A 19,078-nucleotide genomic window follows, 5' to 3' on the forward strand; every position below is an offset into this window, starting at 1 on the left:
TCGCGGCGCGGCGGTAGCCGCACCTCCATTGAAGAAAGCGACGGAAGCGACCGGCGTCACGCGCCGTGGCAGTTCTTGAACTTCTTGCCGGAGCCGCAGGGGCACGGGTCGTTGCGACCGACCTTCGGCGTCTCGCGGCGGATTGTGACCGCCGGGAGCTTGATCTCCTGTTCCGCGGCCGGCGAGGCGGGCGTTTCGGCGGGACCGGAAGTCGTGACCGTCGTCTGCGTGGCGGCGGCGAGCGCGGTGGGCGCGGCGGCCGGGCCCTGCATGCGGGCGGAGCGTGCGAGAATGGCGAAGAGGTTTTCGAACGCCTCGCGGTTCGTGGCGGAGCGGAAGAGCGACGTGCAGATCTGCAGGCGCACGTTGTTCATCAGCTCCTCAAAGAAGCGGAACGCCTCGCTCTTGTATTCGGAGAGCGGGTCTTTCTGGCCGTAGCTGCGCAGGCCGATGGAGCGGCGGAGTTCCTCCATCTCGGTCAGGTGCTCCTGCCAGTGGTGGTCGATGGCGTTGATGACGACGTAGCGCTCGAGGCCGCCCAGCGACTCGGGATCCTCGACGGATTCCTTCAGCGCGTAGGCCTGCTTCACGCGTTCGACGAGGTCCTTGAGCAGCGCCTCGGCGTCGTTCTTGCCCTCGAATTCGGCGATCTTGGCGCTGATCGGGAAGTGCGAGTTCAGCCAGCCGACGAGGCTCTCGATGTTCGCCGTGGTCGGGCCGCCCTTCTCGCCGAAGCCGGCGGTCTCGAGGCGCGCGGCCAACTCCTCCTCGATCATCTCGAAGATGACGTCTTTCGCGCGCTCGGCATGCAGGGCGCCGTTGCGGATGCCGTAGATGACTTCGCGCTGCTTGTTGAGCACGTCGTCGTATTGGAGCAGGCGCTTGCGGATGGAGAAATTCTGCTGCTCGACCTTCTTCTGCGCGGACTCGATGGAGCGGTTGAGCCACGGGTGCTCGAGCTCTTCGCCTTCCTGCATGGAGCCTTCCATGATCTTCGAGGCGAGGTTGCCCTGAAGGAAGAGACGCATGAGGTCGTCTTCGAGCGAGAGGAAGAACTTCGTCATGCCCGGGTCGCCCTGGCGCGAGCAACGACCGCGCAACTGGCGGTCGATACGGCGCGACTCGTGGCGCTCGGTGCCGACGACGAAGAGGCCGCCGAGTTCGCGGACGCCTTCACCCAGCTTAATGTCGGTGCCGCGGCCCGCCATGTTGGTGGCGATGGTGACCGAGCCGCGCTGACCCGCGCGGGAGACGATCTCGGCTTCCTGCTGGTGGAACTTGGCGTTCAGCACTGTGTGGATGACGCCGGCGCGCTTGAGCATGCGCGAGAGAACTTCGGATTGCTCGACGGTCACGGTGCCGACGAGCACGGGCTGGCCGCGCTGGTTGGCCTCCTGGATCGTCTTCACCACCGCGTTATATTTGTCGCGGCGGGTTTTGAAGATGGAGTCGTTCTTGTCGACGCGGATGCAGGGCTTGTTGGTCGGGATCTGCGTGACGGCGAGCTTGTAGATCTCGTGGAACTCGGTCGCCTCGGTCTCGGCGGTGCCGGTCATGCCCGCGAGCTTCTCATACATGCGGAAGTAATTCTGGATCGTGACCGTCGCGTAGGTGCGGGTTTCGCGCTCGATGGTGACGCCTTCCTTGGCCTCAACCGCCTGGTGCAAACCGTCCGACCAGCGGCGACCGGGCATGACGCGACCGGTGTTCTCGTCGACGATGAGCACCTTCCCGTCCTGGATGACGTATTCGACGTCGCGCTCGTAGAGCGAGTAGGCGCGGAGGAGTTGGGAGATCGCGTGGATGTCCTCGGAAACGACTTCGTAGCGCGACTGGAGCTCGCGCTTGGCGGCTTCCTTCTCCTCGGGCGTCTTGGTGGCGTCCTTTTCGAAATCGCTGAAGTGCGTGGCGAGGTCCGGCAACACGAAGGCGTCGCGGTCGTCCGGGCGCAGCTTCAGGCGGCCGATCTCGGTGAGGTCGGCCTGGTGGTTCTTCTCGTCGATGACGTAGAGCAGCTCTTCCTTGAGCTTGTAGAGCTCCTCCTTCTGGAAATCCGAGTGCATCTCGACGTCGGTTTTGTCGAGGAGCTTGCGCCACTCCGGGTTCTCCATGAGGCGCAGCAGCTGCTTGTTCTTCGGCATGCCGAGCTTCACCTGGAGCATCTTCAGCGCGGCGGCCTGGCGGTCGTCGGGCGTGAGATCCTTTTTCTCGAGCAGGTCGGTGGCTTCCTTGACGAAGCGGTTGACCATGCGGAGCTGGTCGGCGACGAGCGAGGCGACGGGCGGCTTGAGGCGCGTGAAGGGCTGCTCGCGCTCGATCGGTGCGGGGCCGGAAATGATCAGCGGCGTGCGCGCTTCGTCGACGAGGATCGAGTCGATTTCGTCCACGATGCAATACCAGTGGTCGCGCTGGACCTGGTCCTCCTTGCGCGTGGCCATGCCGTTGTCGCGGAGGTAGTCGAAGCCGAACTCCGACGCCGTGCCGTAAGTGATGTCGCGCGTATACATCTCGCGCCGCAGGTCCGACGGCATCTGCTGCTGGATGCAGCCGACGGTGAGACCGAGGAATTGGTAGAGATGGCCCATCCACTCGGAGTCGCGGCGGGCGAGGTAGTCGTTGACCGTGACGAGCTGGGAGTTCTTGCCGACGAGGGCGTTGAGGTAGAGCGGGAGCGTGGCGACGAGGGTCTTGCCTTCGCCGGTGGCCATTTCGGAGATGCGGCCTTCGTGCAGCGTGATGCCGCCAATGAGCTGGACGTCGAAATGCACCATGTCCCACGTCAGCTCGTGGTCGCACACGATGACCTTCTGGCCGCAGAGGCGGCGGGCGGCGTTCTTCACCGCGGCGAATGCCTCCGGCAGGATCTGGTCGAGCGTCTCGCCGTTCTTCAGGCGATTGCGGAACTCGTCGGTCTTGGCGCGGAGCTGGTCGTCGGTCAGCGACTGGTAGCCCTTTTCAATCTCGTTGATGCGCGCGACGATCGGACGACACTTCTCGACGTATTTGCGATGGTGGCGGCCGGCGAAACTTTTGAAGAGGAAATCGAACATGAAAGGCGAAAACGATTAGTCCCACCCGGCGGGTTGGCAAACGACAAATCGTTTTTCCGCCACGCCCAAATCGTTGCGCCTCAAGGCCGGCTGCGTTCAGGCCGGCATCGGCTCCGGCTCGACCGTCACGCCGACGCGCGGCGGCGGCGGGGCGGCGCCGGTGAAGACGCCACGCGTCGGACTGACGTCCGCGTAGTCGCGACCTCGCGCCACGACGATGTGGCCGGCGCCAACAAGGCAGGAGTTGGTCGGATCGTAGTCGACCCAGCCGAAATCCGGCACGTGCACCGCCGCCCAAGCGTGCATCGCATCGGCGCCGCGCAAGCGCGGCTGCCCCGGCGGCGGATTCGTCAGCAGGTAACCGCTCACGTAGGCCGCCGGCAGTCCGTGCTGGCGCACGCAGCTCAGGAACAGATGCGTAAAATCCTGACAAACGCCGCGCCGCTGCGCGAGCACCTCGGTCAGCGGCGTGCTCACATCGGTCGCGGCCGCGTCGAACGTGAACGTCTCCGCAAAGCGCCGCCCCAGTCGCTCGATCCATTCGAGCAGCGGCAGCTCCGGCGGTCCGAGATCCGCCGCGAGCGCCGCCGCGGCCGGCAGGAACGGCACGTGCGCCGTCGCGTGCCGGTATTGTTCGAGCGCGTAGCCGGCGCCGCCCACGAGTTCGTCGGTGCGTTGGCGCGCAAGTGCGAGCGGCGGTGTGAGGCCCGCCAGCGGCAGCGGCGGCGCTTCACGCCGCACGACGCTGCGGCAGGTGATTGCGAGCTCGAGGTGCGGCTCGCGCACGGAGAAGAAGTGCCGGCGGTTGCCGAAAAAATCCTCGCGCTCGGCGAGGTCCGGCGCGCCGGGCTCGATCTGCAACTGGAAATCGAGGCACTCCTGCGCGGACTCGGCGCGCGGGCGCAGCTGCAGCATCTGCCACGCGGCGCCGGCGGTCGCGGCGTGCGTGTAGACGGTCTCGTGCGTGATGCGGTAGGTCGGCATCGCTCAGCGCAACGCGGTGTGCGCGAAATAGATTTCGGCGAGCCGCTCGCTTAGCGCGCCGAGGCTCGTCTGCAACTCCGCCGCGACGCCCGCCGCGCGCGCCGGATCGGCGGCGAGACCGTTGGCCTCGGCGAGCCGCGCGGCGCTTTGGAGGCGGAACGCGAGCGCGCGCAAGGCGTCGACCGCGCGCGGCGCGTGGTCCGCCGGGAGCTCGCGCAGGTGTTCGTAGATGCGCTCGGCCTGGAAGCGGAAACTGCGCGGGTTCGCCTCGGAGAGCAGCAGCCAGTCGAGCGCGCCGCTCGTATCGAGCTGGCCGTGGTAGGCGCTGCGATAGGTGAAGAGCGAGTCGGCGAGGTGCAGCGCGCTCTGCAGGCGGAACTCCGTCGTGGCCGCCTCGACCGCGGGGAACAGCAGCATGCGCACGAGTTGGACGATCTGCTGTCCGCGTTCGACGCGGCGGCCGAGGTCGAGGAAGCGCCACGCGGTGTCGCGCGGCATCGCTTCGTTGGAAAGGCTCTCCGCCGCGGAGAGCTGCTGGCGCAGAGCGGCGCACGCCGCCGCGTCGGTCGAGACGCGCCGCTGCTGGAGCTGCCGGAGCAACTGCCAGCCCTCGTGCGGCAAATGCGCTTTCAGCTGCTCGAGCAGGCGCACGAGGTTCGCGAGATTCGCCGCGAGTCCGCCGAGATGCGCGGGATCGGCGCCGGCCTCCTTCAGGCGCGCCACCTGCGCGGCGAGCGGCAGCTCGGCGGGCAACGCCAGATCCTCCGCCCAGGCGAGCAAGCGCACGGCATCGACGGACACGGCCGGGTCGAGCAGCGCGATCTCGTCGCGCAGCAGCGCGTCGAGCTTCTCGAATTTGCGCGCGAGTTGGCTACAGCGCTCGAGGTAACGGCCGAGCCAGAACAGGTCGTTGGCGCGGCGGCTCGGCGTCGCGGCGGGATTGCGCAGGCTGTCCGCCGGGCGCGACGTGACGAACGCCGGCAACGGCGTCGGCGCGCCGTCGTGCAGCACCCACGTGTCCTTGCTCACGCTGCCTTGCTGGAGCGAGACGATCATGTCCTCGCCGCGCGGGTTGCAGCGGGTGAGGCCGCCGGGCAACACGACGTAGTCGCCGTCGTGCCACGTCACGAAGAGGCGCAGCAGAAACGGCATCGGGCGCAGCCGGCCTTCATGCCAGCCGGGCGTCGTGCCGTGGAAGACGCGTTCCTGGCCGCACCATGCGGTCGGCTCGGCGCGGATGCGCTCGGCGAGCGCGGCGCGACCGGCCTTGCCCATCCACGCGCCGTAGCGCGGCGGCGCCGCATCGCGCGTGCGAAACGTGGGCTTGAGCACGAGATTTTCCAGATTCGCGAGGACGTAGTCGCGCGCGCCGGGCTGGCCGCACCACCACGTGGCGACGTTGGGCAGCAGCAGCTCCTCGCCGAGCAAGTGGCGACACAACGGCCGCAGGAACGCGAGCAGGCCGGGGGACTCGAGCGCGCGGGCGCCGGGGAGATTCGCGAGTCCGACACCACCCGCGTGCGCCGCCTGCAGCAGGCCGGGCACGCCGAGCAGTGAGCGCGCGTCGAGCTCGAGGGGATCGCAAAACTCCGAGTCGAGCCGGCGCAAGATCACGTCCGTGCGCTTGAGCCCGCCGACGGTGCGCAGGTAGGCGCGGCCGTCGCGCGTGGTGAGATCCTCGCCCTCGACCAGCGTGTAGCCGAGGTAGCGCGCGAGGTAGGCCTGCTCGTGGTAAGTCTCGTTGGCCGGCCCAGGCGAGAGCAGCACGACGCGCGGCTCCGCTTGCTTTTCCGGCGCGAGCGCCTCGAGCGAGGCGCGATAGTCTTTGAAAAATTGAAACAGCCGGTGCACCGGCGCGCGGTGGAAAACCTCCGGCAATCCCTGGCGCGTGATGATGCGATTCTGGAGCGAGTAACCGAGGCCCGACGGCGCGTCGAGGCGGTCGTCGATCACCCACCAGCGTCCGTCGGGCGAGCGCGCGAGGTCCACCGCGTAGGAATGGAGAAACACGCCGGCACGCGCGCCGAGCCCCGCGCACGCGCGGAGAAAATGCGGATTCGCCAGCGCGAGCGCGGCGGGCAGGCGGCCTTCGCGCAGCACGCGCTGCTCGCCGTAGAGATCGAGCAGCAGCTCGTTGAAGAGATGCGCACGCTGCCGCAGGCCGCGCGTGAGCGTCGCCCAATCCGCCGGGCCGAGAATCATCGGCATCGCGTCGAGCGGCCACGTCTGCGCGCCGGCGCGTTCGCCGCGGTAGACGTTCATGCTGACGTCCTGCTCGACGATCGCGCGGTGGCACGCCGCGTCGGCCGCCGCGAGCGCCTTCGCCGGATCCGGGCCGAGCAAGTCGAAGAACTGCGCCCAGCCCGCGCGCAGGTTGCCGGCGGCGTCCACACACTCGTCAAAGCGCTGCCCCTTACCGGCGTAGCCGAGCGGCGCGGGGCGAACGGGATGAGCGGGCGTGGACATCGTCGCGGTCAGAATCCTCGGCGAACGAAGGCGGCGCAAGCGGCGAGTGGGTCGCAAGCACCGCGCGCACCTGTCAGGCGTTTCACGGGTCGCGCAGGTCCAGCGTGTGCGGCGATTCCGGTTTGCCGGCGGAGGGCAGCTTGGCCGACACGCGGCCGGGCGTATGTCCGTGGGCGAAGAAGCGCGCGAGGCGGCGGCTCTCGGCTTCGTAGGAGTTCACGGGGAACGTCACGTAGTTGCGTCCGCCCTGATGCGCGACGTGATACGTGCAACCGCCGAGCGAGCGCGCGTTCCAGGTGTCGACGACGTCGAAGACGAGCGGCGTGTGCACGCCGATGGTGGGTTGAAGGCATTGCGGCGGCTGCCATGCGCGGTAACGCACGCCGCCGACGCCCTCGCCGTTCGTGCCGGTCGGATGCAGCGGCACGCGATGACCGTTGGCGGTGACGACGAAACGATCACCGGTCAGGCCGTGAACTTTCACCTGCAAGCGCTCGAGCGAGCTGTCGACGTAGCGCACGGTGCCGCCGCCGCCGGGCTCCTCGCCGAGGACGTGCCACGGCTCGAGCGCGGTGCGCAGTTCGACGTGGAGATCGCGCACGGCGAAGTCGCCGATGCGCGGGAAGCGAAACTCGAAGTGCGGCGCGAACCAGTCGTCCTCGAAGCCGTAGCCGCTCGCCTGCAAATCGCGCATGACGTCGGCAAAATCCGTCTGGCAATGGTGCGGCAGCATCCAGCGGTCGTGGATGTCGGTGCCCCAGCGCACGAGGCCGTTGCGGTAGGGCTCGCGCCAGAACTTCGCCACGAGGCCGCGCAACAGCAGGTGTTGCGCGAGGCTCATGCGGGCGTGCGGTGGCATCTCGAAGGCGCGCATCTCGAGCAGGCCGAGACGTCCCGCCGAGCCGTCGGGCGAGAAGAGTTTGTCGATGCTGAACTCCGCGCGGTGCGTGTTGCCGGTCGGATCGATGAGAAGATTGCGGAAGAGGCGATCGACGAGCCACGGCGGGCAATGACCTTGCGCGAGCTGGCGGTCCATTTCGCGGAAAGCGACGTCGAGCTCGCGCAGCGAGTCGTGGCGCGCCTCGTCGATGCGCGGCGCCTGCGAGGTCGGGCCGATGAAGAGGCCGGAGAACAACCAGGATAGCGACGGGTGGTTTTGCCAGTAGCTGACGAGCGAGCGCAGCAAATCCGGGCGGCGCAGGATCGGTGAGTCGCCGGGCGTCTCGCCGCCGAGGATGATGTGATTGCCGCCGCCGGTGCCGGTGTGGCGGCCGTCGAGCATGAACTTCTCGGTGCCCAGCCGCGTCTGGCGCGCCTCGTCGTAGAGCACGGTGGTGCGCTCGACGAGTTCGTCCCAGGTCTTGCTCGGGTGGAGGTTGACCTCGATCACGCCGGGGTCGGGCGTGACGGCGAGTTTGTGGAGGCGCGGATCCTTGGGCGGAGCCTCGCCTTCGATGATCACGGGCACGCCCATCGCGGCGACGGTGGACTCGATGCCGGCGACGAGGTCGAGGTAATCCTCGGTCGTGTTCACCGGCGGCATGAAGACGTGGAGGCGGCCGTCGCGCGGTTGCACGCAGAGCGCGGTGCGAATGATCCACGGCGCGCTCTCGCCGGTCGCGGGGCGGCGCGTGGGATCGAGTTCGGGCGGGGCGTCGAGACGTTGCGCGCGCTGGCCGGGGCCGTGACCGGCGAGTGACGGCGCGTCGCCGCCAAGGAGGAAGCGCTGGCGCGCGAGTTCGCCGGCCGTGGCCGCGGAAGCCGAAGCTCCGGCGCGGGCGCGATAAGGGAATTCCTTCGGCAACGCGCCGAGCGGACCGGACGGGTCCTGTTGCCACGACCACGGGTAATCTTTTTCCGCGGTCCACGGGATCGAGTCGAGCGGCAGGCGCAGGCCCATCGGCGAATCGCCGGGCAGCAGCCACAGCGTCTCGTCGTCGCGCAGGAACCACGCGCCGGACATCCAGCCGGCGCGGCCGTCGACAGTGGTGCGTTTCAACGGCAGCGCGTAGCCGACGATGGAGCCGAGGTCTTCCTGGAAAATCCGCGCGATGCGTTCGCGCTCCTGCTTGTCCTTCAGGTTGGTTTTCTCCGGGGTGACGTTCGATGGCAGGCGGCGCTCCTTCCACGTGTAGTAGAAGGCGTCCTCATAGCCGGCGATGAGGTGGTCGGGATTCACGCCGAGAGTGCGGGCGAGGCGCCGCGCAAGCTCCTTGGCCTCGGGCGCGCCGTGGCCGTAGTTTTTCGATTCGTCGGCGATCAGCGAGTCGTCGCGCCAAATGGGGACGCCGTCCTTGCGCCAATACGCCGCGAGCGCCCAGCGCGGGAGCGGCTCGCCGGGATACCATTTGCCCTGACCGTAATGGAGGAGCGCGCCGGGGGCGAATTGGCGACGGAGGCGCTTGATGAGCTCGCCGGAAAGGAGACGCTTTTTCGGAGAGACGGCGGTGAAGTTCCACTCGGGGCCGTCGGGGTCGTCGAGCGAGACGAACGTCGGCTCGCCGCCCATCGTGAGGCGGACGTCCTGCGCGGCGAGGTCGGCGTCGATCGCGTGGCCGAGCGTCTCGATGCGCTGCCACTGCGCGTCCGTGTAGGGCAGCGTGACGCGCGGCGACTCGTAGATGCGTTGGACCGACATCGCGAAGTCGAATTCCACCTCGCATTCGTCCACGCCGCCGCTGATCGCGGCCGCGCTCGAGGGCTCGGGCGAGCAGGCGAGCGGCAGATGCCCTTCACCGGCGAGCAGGCCGGAGGTCGGGTCGAGTCCGATCCAGCCGGCGCCGGGCAGATAGACTTCGCACCACGCGTGGAGATCGGTGAAGTCCTGCTCCGCGCCGGACGGGCCATCGAGCGACTTCTGGTCGGCCTTGAGCTGGATGAGATAGCCCGACACGAAGCGCGCCGCGAGGCCGCAGTGCCGGAGGAGGTTGACGAGCAGCCAGCCGGAGTCGCGACAGGAGCCGGAAGCTTTCTCGAGGGTCTCCTCGGGTGACTGGACGCCGGGCTCAAGGCGGATGACGTATTTGAGCTCGCGCCAGAGGCGCTGGTTCAGTCCGACGAGAAAATCGATCGTGCGCTGCGGCTGCAGGTCGAGCGCGCCGACGAGGGCCGCGAGCCGCGGCGTGAGCTCGCCTTTGCGCAAATAGGGTGCGAGGTCGGCAGCGATGGCGGGTTCGTAGGAGAAAGGAAATTTCTCGGCCGACGGTTCGAGGAAGAAGTCGAACGGGTTGTAGACGGACATCTCGGCGACAAGATCGACCTCGACGGCAAACTCGGTGACCTTTTCCGGATAGACGACGCGCGCGAGGTAGTTGCTGAAGGCGTCCTGTTGCCAGTTCAGGAAATGCCCCTCGGCCGGCGTGAGCTTCAGCGAGTAACTGAGGACGCGCGTGCGGCAATGCGGCGCCGGCCGCAAGCGGATGGTCTGCGGACCGAGACCGACGAGGCGGTCATAGCGGTAGCTCGTGCGATGGTGGAGGGCGACATGAATGGCCATGGGGCGGAGCCGCGGGCGAACGGCTGTTCTCGCCTAGCAACTGCCGCACCAAACGCGCCGCGGATTATGCCTCTCCGCAGCGGACCGGGGCACGCGCGCCGGCCCCGAACCGGGGGATTTTGCGCGCCGGCGAAGATTTTTTCGCAGTTAGCACGACCTATGCATTGAGCGCTCCATGGTCCACCCCAGTTCGACCGCGACGCCACCGCCTTCCCCCACTCTTTTCGACGGCTACGTGACCGATGATTTCTTCGACGAAATGGTCGCCAGCAGCGGCACCGTCCGCCCGCATTACCAGCGTTTCGCCCGGCGTTTCCAGGGGATCGACGCGGACACCTTCAACGCGAAGCGCCGTTCCGTCGACCTGGCGTTCCTGCGGCAGGGCATCACGTTCAACGTCTATGGCGACGCGCAGGGCACCGAGCGCGTTTTCCCATTCGATCTCGTGCCGCGCATCATCCCCTCGGACGAGTGGAAGCACCTCGAAGCCGGCCTGATCCAGCGCATCACCGCGCTGAACCTTTTCCTCCACGACATCTACCACGAACAGCGCATCATCCGCGACGGCACGATCCCCGCCCACTACGTGCTCTCCGCGAAACATTTCCGCCGCGAGTTCGTGAACACCAAGGTTCCCCGCGACATCTACATCCACATCTGCGGCACCGACCTCATCCGCGACGACAAGGGCCAGTATCTCGTCCTCGAGGACAACGCCCGCTGCCCATCCGGCGTCAGCTACGTCCTCGAAAACCGTCGTGCACTGAAGCGCACCTTTCCGGACATCTACGAAAGCTGCGGCGTGCGCCCCGTCGACCACTACCCGGCCGAGCTGTTGAAGCTCCTCCGCTACGTCGCCCCCGCCGGCGTCGCCGAGCCGACCGTCGTGCTGCTGACGCCCGGCGCCTACAACTCCGCATATTTCGAACACACCTACCTCGCCCGCCAGATGGGCATCGAGATCGTCGAGGGCCGCGACCTCATCGTGCGCGACCAGCACGTCTACATGCGCACGACGAAGGGCCTGCGCCCGGTCCACGTCATCTACCGGCGCATCGACGACGACTTCCTCGACCCGACGGTCTTCCGCCGCGACTCCGCGCTCGGCGTGCCGGGCCTCGTGAACGCCTACCGCGCCGGCACCGTCTCGCTCGCCAACTCCATCGGCACCGGTGTCGCGGACGACAAGGTCATGTATTACTTCGTCCCGCGGATCATCAAATACTACCTCGACCAGGAGCCCCTACTCCCGAATGTCCCGACCTATCTCGCCAGCGAGCCGAAGGATCGCACCTACATGGTCGAAAACCTCGACAAGCTCGTGGTCAAAGCCGCCAACGAAGCCGGCGGCTACGGCATGCTCATGGGCCCGAAAGCCACGCAAGCCGAGCGCGACGAGTTCCGCCAAAAGATCCTCGCCGACCCGCGCAACTACATCGCGCAACCGATGATTTCCCTCTCCCGCCACCCGACGTGGGTCGACGACGAGGGCTTCGGCGGCCGGCACATCGACCTGCGCCCGTTCATCCTCTACGGCGAAAAACCCGTGATCATTCCCGGCGGCCTCACCCGCGTCGCGCTCCGGAAAGGCTCCCTCGTCGTCAACTCCTCGCAAGGCGGCGGCTCAAAGGAAACCTGGGTGCTCTACGGCAACGAATAGCCGCCATGCTCTCCCGCGTCGCCAATTCCCTCTACTGGATGAGTCGTTACATCGAACGCGCCGACAACACCGCGCGCCTTGTCGACGTCAATCTCCAGCTCCTCCTCGACATCCGCCGCCTCGACGACCAGACCCTCGCCGGCCTCTGGATGCCCATCGTCCAAAGCACCGGCGACGACCAGCTCTTCCACCAGCTCCACAGCGGCGCCACCGGCGAGGACGTCACCGAGTTCCTCGTTTTCGAGACCGCGAATCCCAACTCCATTGTCTCGTCCGTGAACCAGGCCCGCGAAAACGCCCGCATGGTGCGCGATCAGCTCACGGTCGAATTTTGGGAGGAACTCAATCGCCTCTATCTTTTTCTTCACTCGCCCGCCGCGCGCCGCCTCTGGCGCAGCGGACCGCACGAATTCTTCCTCGAGGTGAAGAACAGCTCGCTCCTCCTCAGCGGCCTCGCCAACGCCACCGTCGTCCGGAACGAAGGCTGGAATTTCATGCAAGCCGGCTGCTTCCTCGAGCGCGCCGACAAGACCTCGCGGATCCTCGACGTTCGCCACGCCTCGGTCCCGGCCCGCGGCAAACCCGGCACCGTCAGCCAGGAAGACGCCCTCGGCTGGTCCGCCGTCCTCCGCTCCTGCTCCGCGTGGGACGCCTACAAGGCTCTCCATGGCGCCGAGGTCCAGCCCGCCTTCATCGCGGAGTTCCTGCTTCTCTCCGACAACTTCCCCCGCTCCGTCCGCTTCTGCGTCCGCGCGCTCGATGCCGCGCTGCGCCGCATCTCCGGCGTCGCCGGCGATCGCTTCAGCAACGACGCCGAGAAACTCGCCGGCCGCCTCCTCGCCGAACTCAGCTTCAGTTCCGCCGAAGACATCTTCGCCGTCGGCCTCCACACCTACATCGATCAGCTCCAGACGCGCCTCAACGACATCGGCGCCGCGCTCTTCCAAACCTACATTTTCCAAGCTTTCCACACGCTCGAAGATTACGAGCTCCGCCAGCAGGAAGAACAACAGCAGCAACAACGCCCGCGCGCATGAAGCTCCACACGCTGCACCGCACGCGCTACGCCTACGCCACGCCCGTGCGGGAGAGCTTCAACGAAGCGCGCCTCCGCCCCGCGTCGACCGACGGACAGGAGTGCCGACACTTCGAACTCCACGTCGCGCCCGACGCCCGCTCGTCGCACTACTTCGACTTCTACTCGAACTGCGTGCACCTCTTCGAAATCGACGCACCGCACACCGAACTCGTCGTCGAAGCCACCGCGCTCGTCTTCACTCGCGATGAGCCTGTGCTGCCGCCCGGCGCCGAGCCCGCGCCGCTCGCCCGCGTCGACGACTGCCTGCTGCAGGACCGCTGCTACGATTTTCTTCCCGACTCTACCTACGTCGCCATCACCGCGGAAACGACCGCCCTCGCCCGCGCGGCCGCCGGCGGCGCCACCGACGCCTGGCAAGCCGCGCAAGCGATCATGCGCCACATCCACGCGGAGTTCCGCTACGTGCCGGCCTCGACCAACGTCCACACGCACATGCGCGAAGTGCTGAAGGCGCGCCACGGCGTCTGCCAGGATTTCGCGCACGTGATGATCGGCTTTTGCCGCGCCCTGAAAATACCCGCACGCTACGTCAGCGGTTACCTCTACAACGGGCCGCGCGATCAGCTCAAGGGCGCCCAAGCCAGCCACGCCTGGGTCGAAGTCTTCATCAACGGCGCCGGCTGGTGCGGCCTCGATCCCACCAATGCGCAACTCGCGGCGAGCAACCACGTGAAGGTCGCCGTCGGCCGCGACCACGCCGACGTCTCGCCGCTCAAAGGCACCTACCGCGGCACCGATCGGCGCACGATGACCGTCGAGGTTCTCGTCACCGCTACCGACGACGCCCTCCACGCCGAGCCCGCCGCGCGATAGGAGCGCGTCCTCCGATCGAGCCGCCTCCAACCGGTAGCCTCGTATGGCCACCGCATGTTACTATCCGCGAAGGGATCGTGCCCGTTCTTGAGGCTCGGTGGTTCTGATTGCAGAGGCTTCACGCCCCGACGTCCGACACTTGTCGCGATCCGTTCCGCCGCAAATGCCGCTCTCGCGAGTGCTATTTACCACGGATCACGCACTCGGGAGCGCAGCAGCATCCGTGACAATCCGCGCTATCCGTGGTCAAAAAGAAGCGCTCGCGCGCGGCACCATGAGCGTTCGCAACCACGATCGCCGCGCAGGGTTGCCCGCTGATTACAGCCGAGTGGCGCGGCAAGCGCGCCACTCACGATGTTCACAGGCGGCAGCTCTTCACGTCGGCTGCTATGAAGCACGAGGCGAATCGCACGCCCTCAGACCTTGGTCTTGAAATAAGCGATCGTCTTTTTGAGGCCCTCGGCGAGCGGGATGGTGGGTTCCCACTTGAGGTGCTTCTTCGCGAGCGTGATGTCGGGGCGGCGCTGCTTCGGGTCGTCGGAGGGGAGCGGCTTGTGCACGATCTTCGATTTGCTCTGCGTGAGCTGGAGCACCTGCTCCGCGAGCTCGAGCATGGTGAACTCGCCGGGGTTGCCGATGTTCACCGGGCCGACGGTCTCGGTCTGGTTCATCAGGCGCACAAAGCCTTCGATGAGGTCGTCAACGTAGCAGAACGAGCGCGTCTGTTTGCCGTCGCCGTAGATCGTGATGTCTTCGCCTTTCAGCGCCTGCACGATGAAGTTCGAGACGACGCGGCCGTCGTTCGGATGCATGCGCGGGCCATAGGTGTTGAAGATGCGGACGATGCGGATATCGACCTTGTTCTCGCGGTGATAATCGAAGAACAGCGTCTCGGCGACGCGCTTGCCCTCGTCGTAGCACGAGCGGCGTCCGATGGGATTCACGTTGCCCCAATAGCTCTCGGGCTGCGGGTGGACACTCGGGTCGCCGTAGACTTCGGACGTGCTCGCCTGAAAGACGCGCGCCTTCACGCGCTTCGCGAGGCCGAGGCAGTTGATCGCGCCCATCACGGACGTCTTCGTCGTCTTGATGGGGTTGTATTGGTAGTGCGGCGGCGAGGCGGGGCACGCGAGGTTGTAGATCTGGTCGACCTCGAACTTGAACGGGTCGATCACGTCGTGACGGACGAGCTCGAAGTGCGGATTGCCGAGGTGATGGGCGATGTTGGCCTTCGCGCCGGTGAAGAAATTATCGAGACAGACGACCTCGTGGTCGTCCTTCAGGAGGCGATCGCAGAGGTGGGAACCGAGGAAACCGGCGCCGCCGGTGACGAGAATACGCATGGGGAAAAATGGAAAGAGGGCCGGAGCTAAACGGACCCGCCGACCGGGTTCAATGCGCATTCCATTTCCACCGCGAGCAACCGCTACTTCACTTTCTCCGCCGGACGCTCCGCCAGCACCAGCCGCCCGACCTCGGTCCCAACCTCTTCATACAGGTCACGGACGTTGCCCTTGCCGTCAGGATGAAGGCGCGAGGACAGGAAAACGTAGAACGCGTCGCTCGACGGGTCGATCCACACGGCCGTGCCGGTGAACCCCGTGTGCCCGAACGAACCGAGCGGGAAAAAACGCCCGCGCGGCCGGCTGTATTTCGTATCGATGTCCCACCCCAGCCCGCGGCGCTCCGGCACCGTCGCCGGGCTCTGCGTGCTCTGCATCAGGTGCAGCGTCTCGGGTTTCAGCAACCGCACGCCGTCCACATCACCGCGCAGCATCACCCGCGCATAGCGCGCGAGATCGGCCGCCGTCGTGAACAACCCCGCGTGCCCCGCCACGCCGCCCATGCGTCGCGATGTCGGATCGTGCACGATGCCACGCGGCATCGCTCCGCTCTCGTCACGCTCCGTCGGCGCGATGCGCGCGCGCAACTCAGGCGCAGGCCGGAATTCCGTATCCTTCATGCCGAGCGGAACGAAAATCTCCTCGCGCGCGAATACGTCCAACGTCCGTCCGCTGACCCGGCGAACAATTTCACCGAGCAGGATGAAATTCACGTCGCTGTAGCGGAAACTCGTCCCAGGCGCCGGATCGGGCATGCAGGCACAAGCGCGCCGGACGCCCTCCTCGTAGCCGCGCCAGTCCGGCGTGGCAGCGTCGCGCGGGATTTCCGCCGGCAAGCCCGACGTGTGCGTGAGCAGATGCCGCACCGTCACGTTCGCAGCCGCAAACTCCGGCAGGTATTCCCGCACCGGCGCGTCGAGTTTCACCCGCCCGCGCTCGATCAGCAGCATCACAGACGGTGCGGTCGCGACCACCTTCGTCAGCGATGCCGCATCGAAGATCGTGTCCTCCGTCATCACCTCGCGGTGCGGGACGAGCGCGCGGTCGCCCTGCGCCCAGTGCGTTCGCTCGGCGCCTTGCTCCATCCACAACACCGCACCCGGCAATTTGCCGGCCGCCATCGCCCGTCCGATCGCCTCCGCGATCGGAGCTCTACTTGTCGCCGCCACCGCGAGCACAGACGACGTGAACGCAAGCATCAGGGAAACGGCGAGGCGCATGCACGCAAGTTTCGGGAACGCCGGCGCGTTGCCAAGCCGCTTGTCGCGCTCGGCGGCTCCCGCAGGCGGATCAACCGCGTTGCGCCGCCTCGCCCGCTTCGTAGCGCGCGATCCACGCCGCGCTCCATGCGGCGAAGTCGCCGGCCTCGATGTGCGCCCGCGCCTGCGCGACGAGGTCGAGGTAGAAATGCAGGTTGTGCAGCGAGAGCAGAGTGCTCGCCAAAATCTCGTTGGCCATCACGAGGTGGCGCAAATACGCGCGCGAAAAATGGCGGCAGGTGTAGTTGTCCAAGCCCTCGACCAGCGGCGTCTTGTCGGTGCGGTAGCGCTCGTTGCGGACGTTGATGAGGCCGTCGGGCGTGAAGGCCGCGCCGTTGCGCGCCACGCGCGTCGGGTGCACGCAGTCGAACATGTCCACGCCGAGCGCGATCATCTTCAAAATCTGCGGCGGCGTGCCGAGGCCCATCGTGTAGCGCGGCTTGTCGGCAGGCAGGAACGGCGTGGTGGCGCCAACCTGTTTCAACATCTCCGGTTCCGGCTCGCCCACGCTCACGCCGCCGACGGCGTAGCCGGGCAGATCGAGCGCCGCGAGCGACTCGGCGGCCTCGCGCCGCAGGTCGTCGAAGGTCGAGCCTTGCGCGATGGCGAACACGTGGTGCCCGCGCGCGAGGAAGCCGTTGTCCGTGGCGATCTGCTTGCACTCCTTTGCCCAACGGAGGCTGCGGTCGACGGCGCGCTGGCACTCGTCGCGCGTGCACGGCCAGGGCGGACACTCGTCGATCACCATCGCGATGTCGGAGCCGAGGTCCGACTGGATTTGCATCACCTCGCGCGGCCCGAGGAAGTGCTTCGCGCCGTCGATGTGCGAGGAGAACGCGATGCCGTCCTCGCGGATGTCGCGGAGCTTCGCCAGGGAAAACGCCTGGAACCCGCCGCTGTCGGTCAGGATCGGGCCATCCCAACCCATGAACGCGTGCAACCCGCCGAGCTCGCGCACGAGTTCCGAGCCGGGGCGCAGGCTGAGATGGTAGGTGTTGCCGAGGATGATCTGCGCGCCGATCTCGTGCAGCTGCGCGGGCGTGAGCGCCTTCACCGTTCCTTGCGTGCCGACGGGCATGAAAATCGGCGTCTCAATCACGCCGTGGCGCGTCCGCAGACGCCCGCGCCGCGCCGCCGTGGCGGTGTCGGTCTTCAGAAGGTCGAAATGGGCGGGCATATGGCGGAAAAGACCCTACCCGCGCGCTTGACCCCCCTGTCAAATCCCGAGTAATCGGCTGCCGTGCTGCTCGTCATCGACAATTACGACTCGTTCACCTTCAACCTGGTCCAGTATTTCGGCCAACTCGGGGTGAGCATGCGAGTCTTCCGCAACGACGAGATCACGCCCGAGCAAGCCGCCGCGCTGAATCCCGACCGCGTCCTCATCTCGCCCGGCCCGTGCACCCCCACCGAAGCCGGCGTCAGCCTCGACATGTTCCGCGTCTTCGGCGGCAAAAAACCCATTTTCGGCGTCTGTCTCGGCCACCAAGCCATGGGCCAATACTTCGGCGGCAAAGTCATCCGCGCCGGCCGCCTCATGCACGGCAAGATGTCGCCCATCCTCCACAAAAACACCGACATCTTCGGCGGACTCCCCTCGCCTTTCCAGGCCACACGCTACCACTCGCTGCTCATCGAACGCTCCTCGTTGCCCGACTGCCTCGAAATCACGGCCGAGACCGCGGAAGGCGAAATCATGGGCCTCCGCCACAAACAAATGCCGATCTGGGGTGTCCAATTTCACCCCGAATCCATCGCGACCCAACACGGCATGAAGATGCTGACTAATTTTCTCGAACTGAAGTAGCCCGCGGCGCCGACTCCGCGTTTCCGCGCGTTTCTACTCGCTACCCGCTACTCCCTACCCGCTATTCTTCCGAAGCCCATGCGCTGCCCGAAGTGCACTTCCATCGAGGATAAGGTCATCGACTCCCGCATCGCGCGCGACGGAAACACCATCCGCCGCCGCCGCGAATGCCTCGAGTGCAGCCACCGTTTCACGACCAACGAGTCGCTCGTCCGCGATAGCCTCATCGTCGTGAAGCGCGACGGCCGCACCGAGCCGTTCATGCGCGACAAGCTCGTCGCCGCCGTGCGCGCCGCCTGCCACAAGCGCCCGATCGACGGCGAGCAGATCTACATGCTCGTCGAAGACGTGATCGACGCCGTCGAAGCCGGCTACGAAAGCCAGGTGCCGACCAAGGCCATCGGCGAACAAGTCATGCTGCGCCTGCGCAAGCTCGACCAAGTCGCCTACGTCCGCTTCGCCAGCGTCTACAAGGAATTCCGCGACGTCGGCGAGTTCGTCGACGAAATCACGAGCCTTGCCCCGTTTCCCGAAGGCACTACACCGAAGCCGAAGAAATGACGCGCCCCGCTCAACTGCGCCGCCTGCACTTTCTCAACGCGCTCTTCGCGCCGCTCACCGGGCACGACCTCTACCTCGCGCAGCAAATCGACGCCGCCATCGTTACCAGCCTCGAAGCCGAGCGCGCGTTCGCCGGCCAGCACTCCGAAGTCACGCCCGCCGACCCGGCCTTCGTGCAGGCTGCCGCGCAACTCTTCTCCCGCCTCTGCGAGAGCCGCGGTTCCCAGCACGGTTTCTTTCACTGGGACGCCGCCGCCGAGGCCAACGCCGCCACGCCGCTCTTCGCCCGCGCCAACCTGATGGAAGGCCTCAAGCGCCTCGCCGCCTGCCGCGAAGCCACTGTCCTCGTCACCAACCTCCGCCCCGCACTCTGCCCCGACAAGAAGCGCGGCGCCGCCAAGCGAGAGCGCGAATACGACGAAACCCTCGATCTGCTGCGCAACCTCACCGCCGCCCGCACCCGCCGCGGCGCCAACGTGAACCTGCTGTTTCTCTGATGGAGGGCGCGCGTCCCCGCGCGCCGCGGCCCGCGAGGACGCG

General features: G+C 66.9%; 13 protein-coding genes. 6 read left to right on the forward strand and 7 right to left on the reverse strand.

Annotated elements, in window-relative coordinates; all coding sequences use genetic code 11:
• Positions 1-56 precede the first annotated feature (56 nt).
• The 4 genes from secA to KF715_16890 form a co-directional block, all read right to left on the reverse strand.
• On the reverse strand, positions 57-3,050 hold the full coding sequence (secA, locus tag KF715_16875) for a preprotein translocase subunit SecA (protein MBX3738372.1): 2,994 nt from the start codon (positions 3,048-3,050) through the stop codon (positions 57-59).
• A 96-nt stretch (positions 3,051-3,146) separates the two neighbouring features.
• Positions 3,147-4,034 carry a transglutaminase family protein gene (locus tag KF715_16880; protein MBX3738373.1) on the reverse strand — a complete coding sequence of 296 codons (888 nt, stop codon included), beginning with the start codon at positions 4,032-4,034 and terminating at the stop codon, positions 3,147-3,149.
• Between the two features lie 3 nt (positions 4,035-4,037).
• Entirely contained in the window at positions 4,038-6,500 is a 2,463-nt protein-coding gene (locus tag KF715_16885; GenBank protein ID MBX3738374.1) for a circularly permuted type 2 ATP-grasp protein, read from the reverse strand.
• An 82-nt stretch (positions 6,501-6,582) separates the two neighbouring features.
• Positions 6,583-9,996, reverse strand: coding sequence for a transglutaminase family protein (locus KF715_16890; GenBank protein MBX3738375.1), 3,414 nt, complete (start codon positions 9,994-9,996; stop codon positions 6,583-6,585).
• Positions 9,997-10,171: 175 nt separating this feature from the next.
• Between KF715_16890 and KF715_16895 the strand changes: the two genes are divergently transcribed.
• Genes KF715_16895 through KF715_16905 form a run of 3 tightly spaced genes read left to right on the forward strand, consistent with a single transcriptional unit; the run spans position 10,172 to position 13,568 of the window.
• Positions 10,172-11,656 carry a circularly permuted type 2 ATP-grasp protein gene (locus KF715_16895; GenBank protein MBX3738376.1) on the forward strand — a complete coding sequence of 495 codons (1,485 nt, stop codon included), beginning with the start codon at positions 10,172-10,174 and terminating at the stop codon, positions 11,654-11,656.
• A gap of 5 nt (positions 11,657-11,661) precedes the next feature.
• Positions 11,662-12,693, forward strand: a complete 1,032-nt coding sequence (locus KF715_16900; protein ID MBX3738377.1) for an alpha-E domain-containing protein — start codon at positions 11,662-11,664, stop codon at positions 12,691-12,693.
• Positions 12,690-13,568, forward strand: a complete 879-nt coding sequence (locus tag KF715_16905; protein MBX3738378.1) for a transglutaminase family protein — start codon at positions 12,690-12,692, stop codon at positions 13,566-13,568. The genes KF715_16900 and KF715_16905 overlap by 4 nt, the downstream gene beginning before the upstream one ends.
• A 416-nt stretch (positions 13,569-13,984) precedes the next feature.
• Here the strand turns inward: KF715_16905 and KF715_16910 are convergent, their stop codons facing one another.
• The 3 genes from KF715_16910 to tgt form a co-directional block, all read right to left on the reverse strand.
• Entirely contained in the window at positions 13,985-14,911 is a 927-nt protein-coding gene (locus KF715_16910; protein ID MBX3738379.1) for an SDR family oxidoreductase, read from the reverse strand.
• An 83-nt stretch (positions 14,912-14,994) separates the two neighbouring features.
• Positions 14,995-16,131: a beta-lactamase family protein gene (locus KF715_16915; protein ID MBX3738380.1), complete on the reverse strand. Its 1,137-nt coding sequence runs from the start codon at positions 16,129-16,131 to the stop codon at positions 14,995-14,997.
• A gap of 70 nt (positions 16,132-16,201) precedes the next feature.
• Positions 16,202-17,347 carry a tRNA guanosine(34) transglycosylase Tgt gene (tgt, locus tag KF715_16920; protein ID MBX3738381.1) on the reverse strand — a complete coding sequence of 382 codons (1,146 nt, stop codon included), beginning with the start codon at positions 17,345-17,347 and terminating at the stop codon, positions 16,202-16,204.
• Positions 17,348-17,410: 63 nt separating this feature from the next.
• Between tgt and KF715_16925 the strand changes: the two genes are divergently transcribed.
• From KF715_16925 to KF715_16935, 3 genes are all read left to right on the forward strand, one after another.
• The gene (locus KF715_16925; GenBank protein ID MBX3738382.1) at positions 17,411-17,977 is read left to right on the forward strand and encodes an aminodeoxychorismate/anthranilate synthase component II; all 567 of its coding nucleotides are present in this window, start codon (positions 17,411-17,413) and stop codon (positions 17,975-17,977) included.
• Between the two features lie 78 nt (positions 17,978-18,055).
• A complete protein-coding gene (gene nrdR / locus KF715_16930) occupies positions 18,056-18,538 on the forward strand; it encodes a transcriptional regulator NrdR (protein MBX3738383.1) in 483 nt (160 codons plus the stop codon).
• The gene (locus KF715_16935; protein ID MBX3738384.1) at positions 18,535-19,035 is read left to right on the forward strand and encodes a hypothetical protein; all 501 of its coding nucleotides are present in this window, start codon (positions 18,535-18,537) and stop codon (positions 19,033-19,035) included. The genes nrdR and KF715_16935 overlap by 4 nt, the downstream gene beginning before the upstream one ends.
• Positions 19,036-19,078 lie beyond the last annotated feature (43 nt).

It is taken from the genome of Candidatus Didemnitutus sp. (genome assembly GCA_019634575.1).
GTDB lineage: Bacteria > Verrucomicrobiota > Verrucomicrobiia > Opitutales > Opitutaceae > Didemnitutus.

Excerpts from the sequence above, each read along its gene's own strand:
- secA (MBX3738372.1), bottom strand. The coding sequence starts at position 3,050 with ATGTTCGATTTCCTCTTCAAAAGTTTCGCCGGCCGCCACCATCGCAAA.
- KF715_16880 (MBX3738373.1), bottom strand. The coding sequence starts at position 4,034 with ATGCCGACCTACCGCATCACGCACGAGACCGTCTACACGCACGCCGCG.
- KF715_16885 (MBX3738374.1), bottom strand. The coding sequence starts at position 6,500 with ATGTCCACGCCCGCTCATCCCGTTCGCCCCGCGCCGCTCGGCTACGCC.
- KF715_16890 (MBX3738375.1), bottom strand. The coding sequence starts at position 9,996 with ATGGCCATTCATGTCGCCCTCCACCATCGCACGAGCTACCGCTATGAC.
- KF715_16895 (MBX3738376.1), top strand. The coding sequence starts at position 10,172 with ATGGTCCACCCCAGTTCGACCGCGACGCCACCGCCTTCCCCCACTCTT.
- KF715_16900 (MBX3738377.1), top strand. The coding sequence starts at position 11,662 with ATGCTCTCCCGCGTCGCCAATTCCCTCTACTGGATGAGTCGTTACATC.
- KF715_16905 (MBX3738378.1), top strand. The coding sequence starts at position 12,690 with ATGAAGCTCCACACGCTGCACCGCACGCGCTACGCCTACGCCACGCCC.
- KF715_16910 (MBX3738379.1), bottom strand. The coding sequence starts at position 14,911 with ATGCGTATTCTCGTCACCGGCGGCGCCGGTTTCCTCGGTTCCCACCTC.
- KF715_16915 (MBX3738380.1), bottom strand. The coding sequence starts at position 16,131 with ATGCGCCTCGCCGTTTCCCTGATGCTTGCGTTCACGTCGTCTGTGCTC.
- tgt (MBX3738381.1), bottom strand. The coding sequence starts at position 17,347 with ATGCCCGCCCATTTCGACCTTCTGAAGACCGACACCGCCACGGCGGCG.
- nrdR (MBX3738383.1), top strand. The coding sequence starts at position 18,056 with ATGCGCTGCCCGAAGTGCACTTCCATCGAGGATAAGGTCATCGACTCC.
- KF715_16935 (MBX3738384.1), top strand. The coding sequence starts at position 18,535 with ATGACGCGCCCCGCTCAACTGCGCCGCCTGCACTTTCTCAACGCGCTC.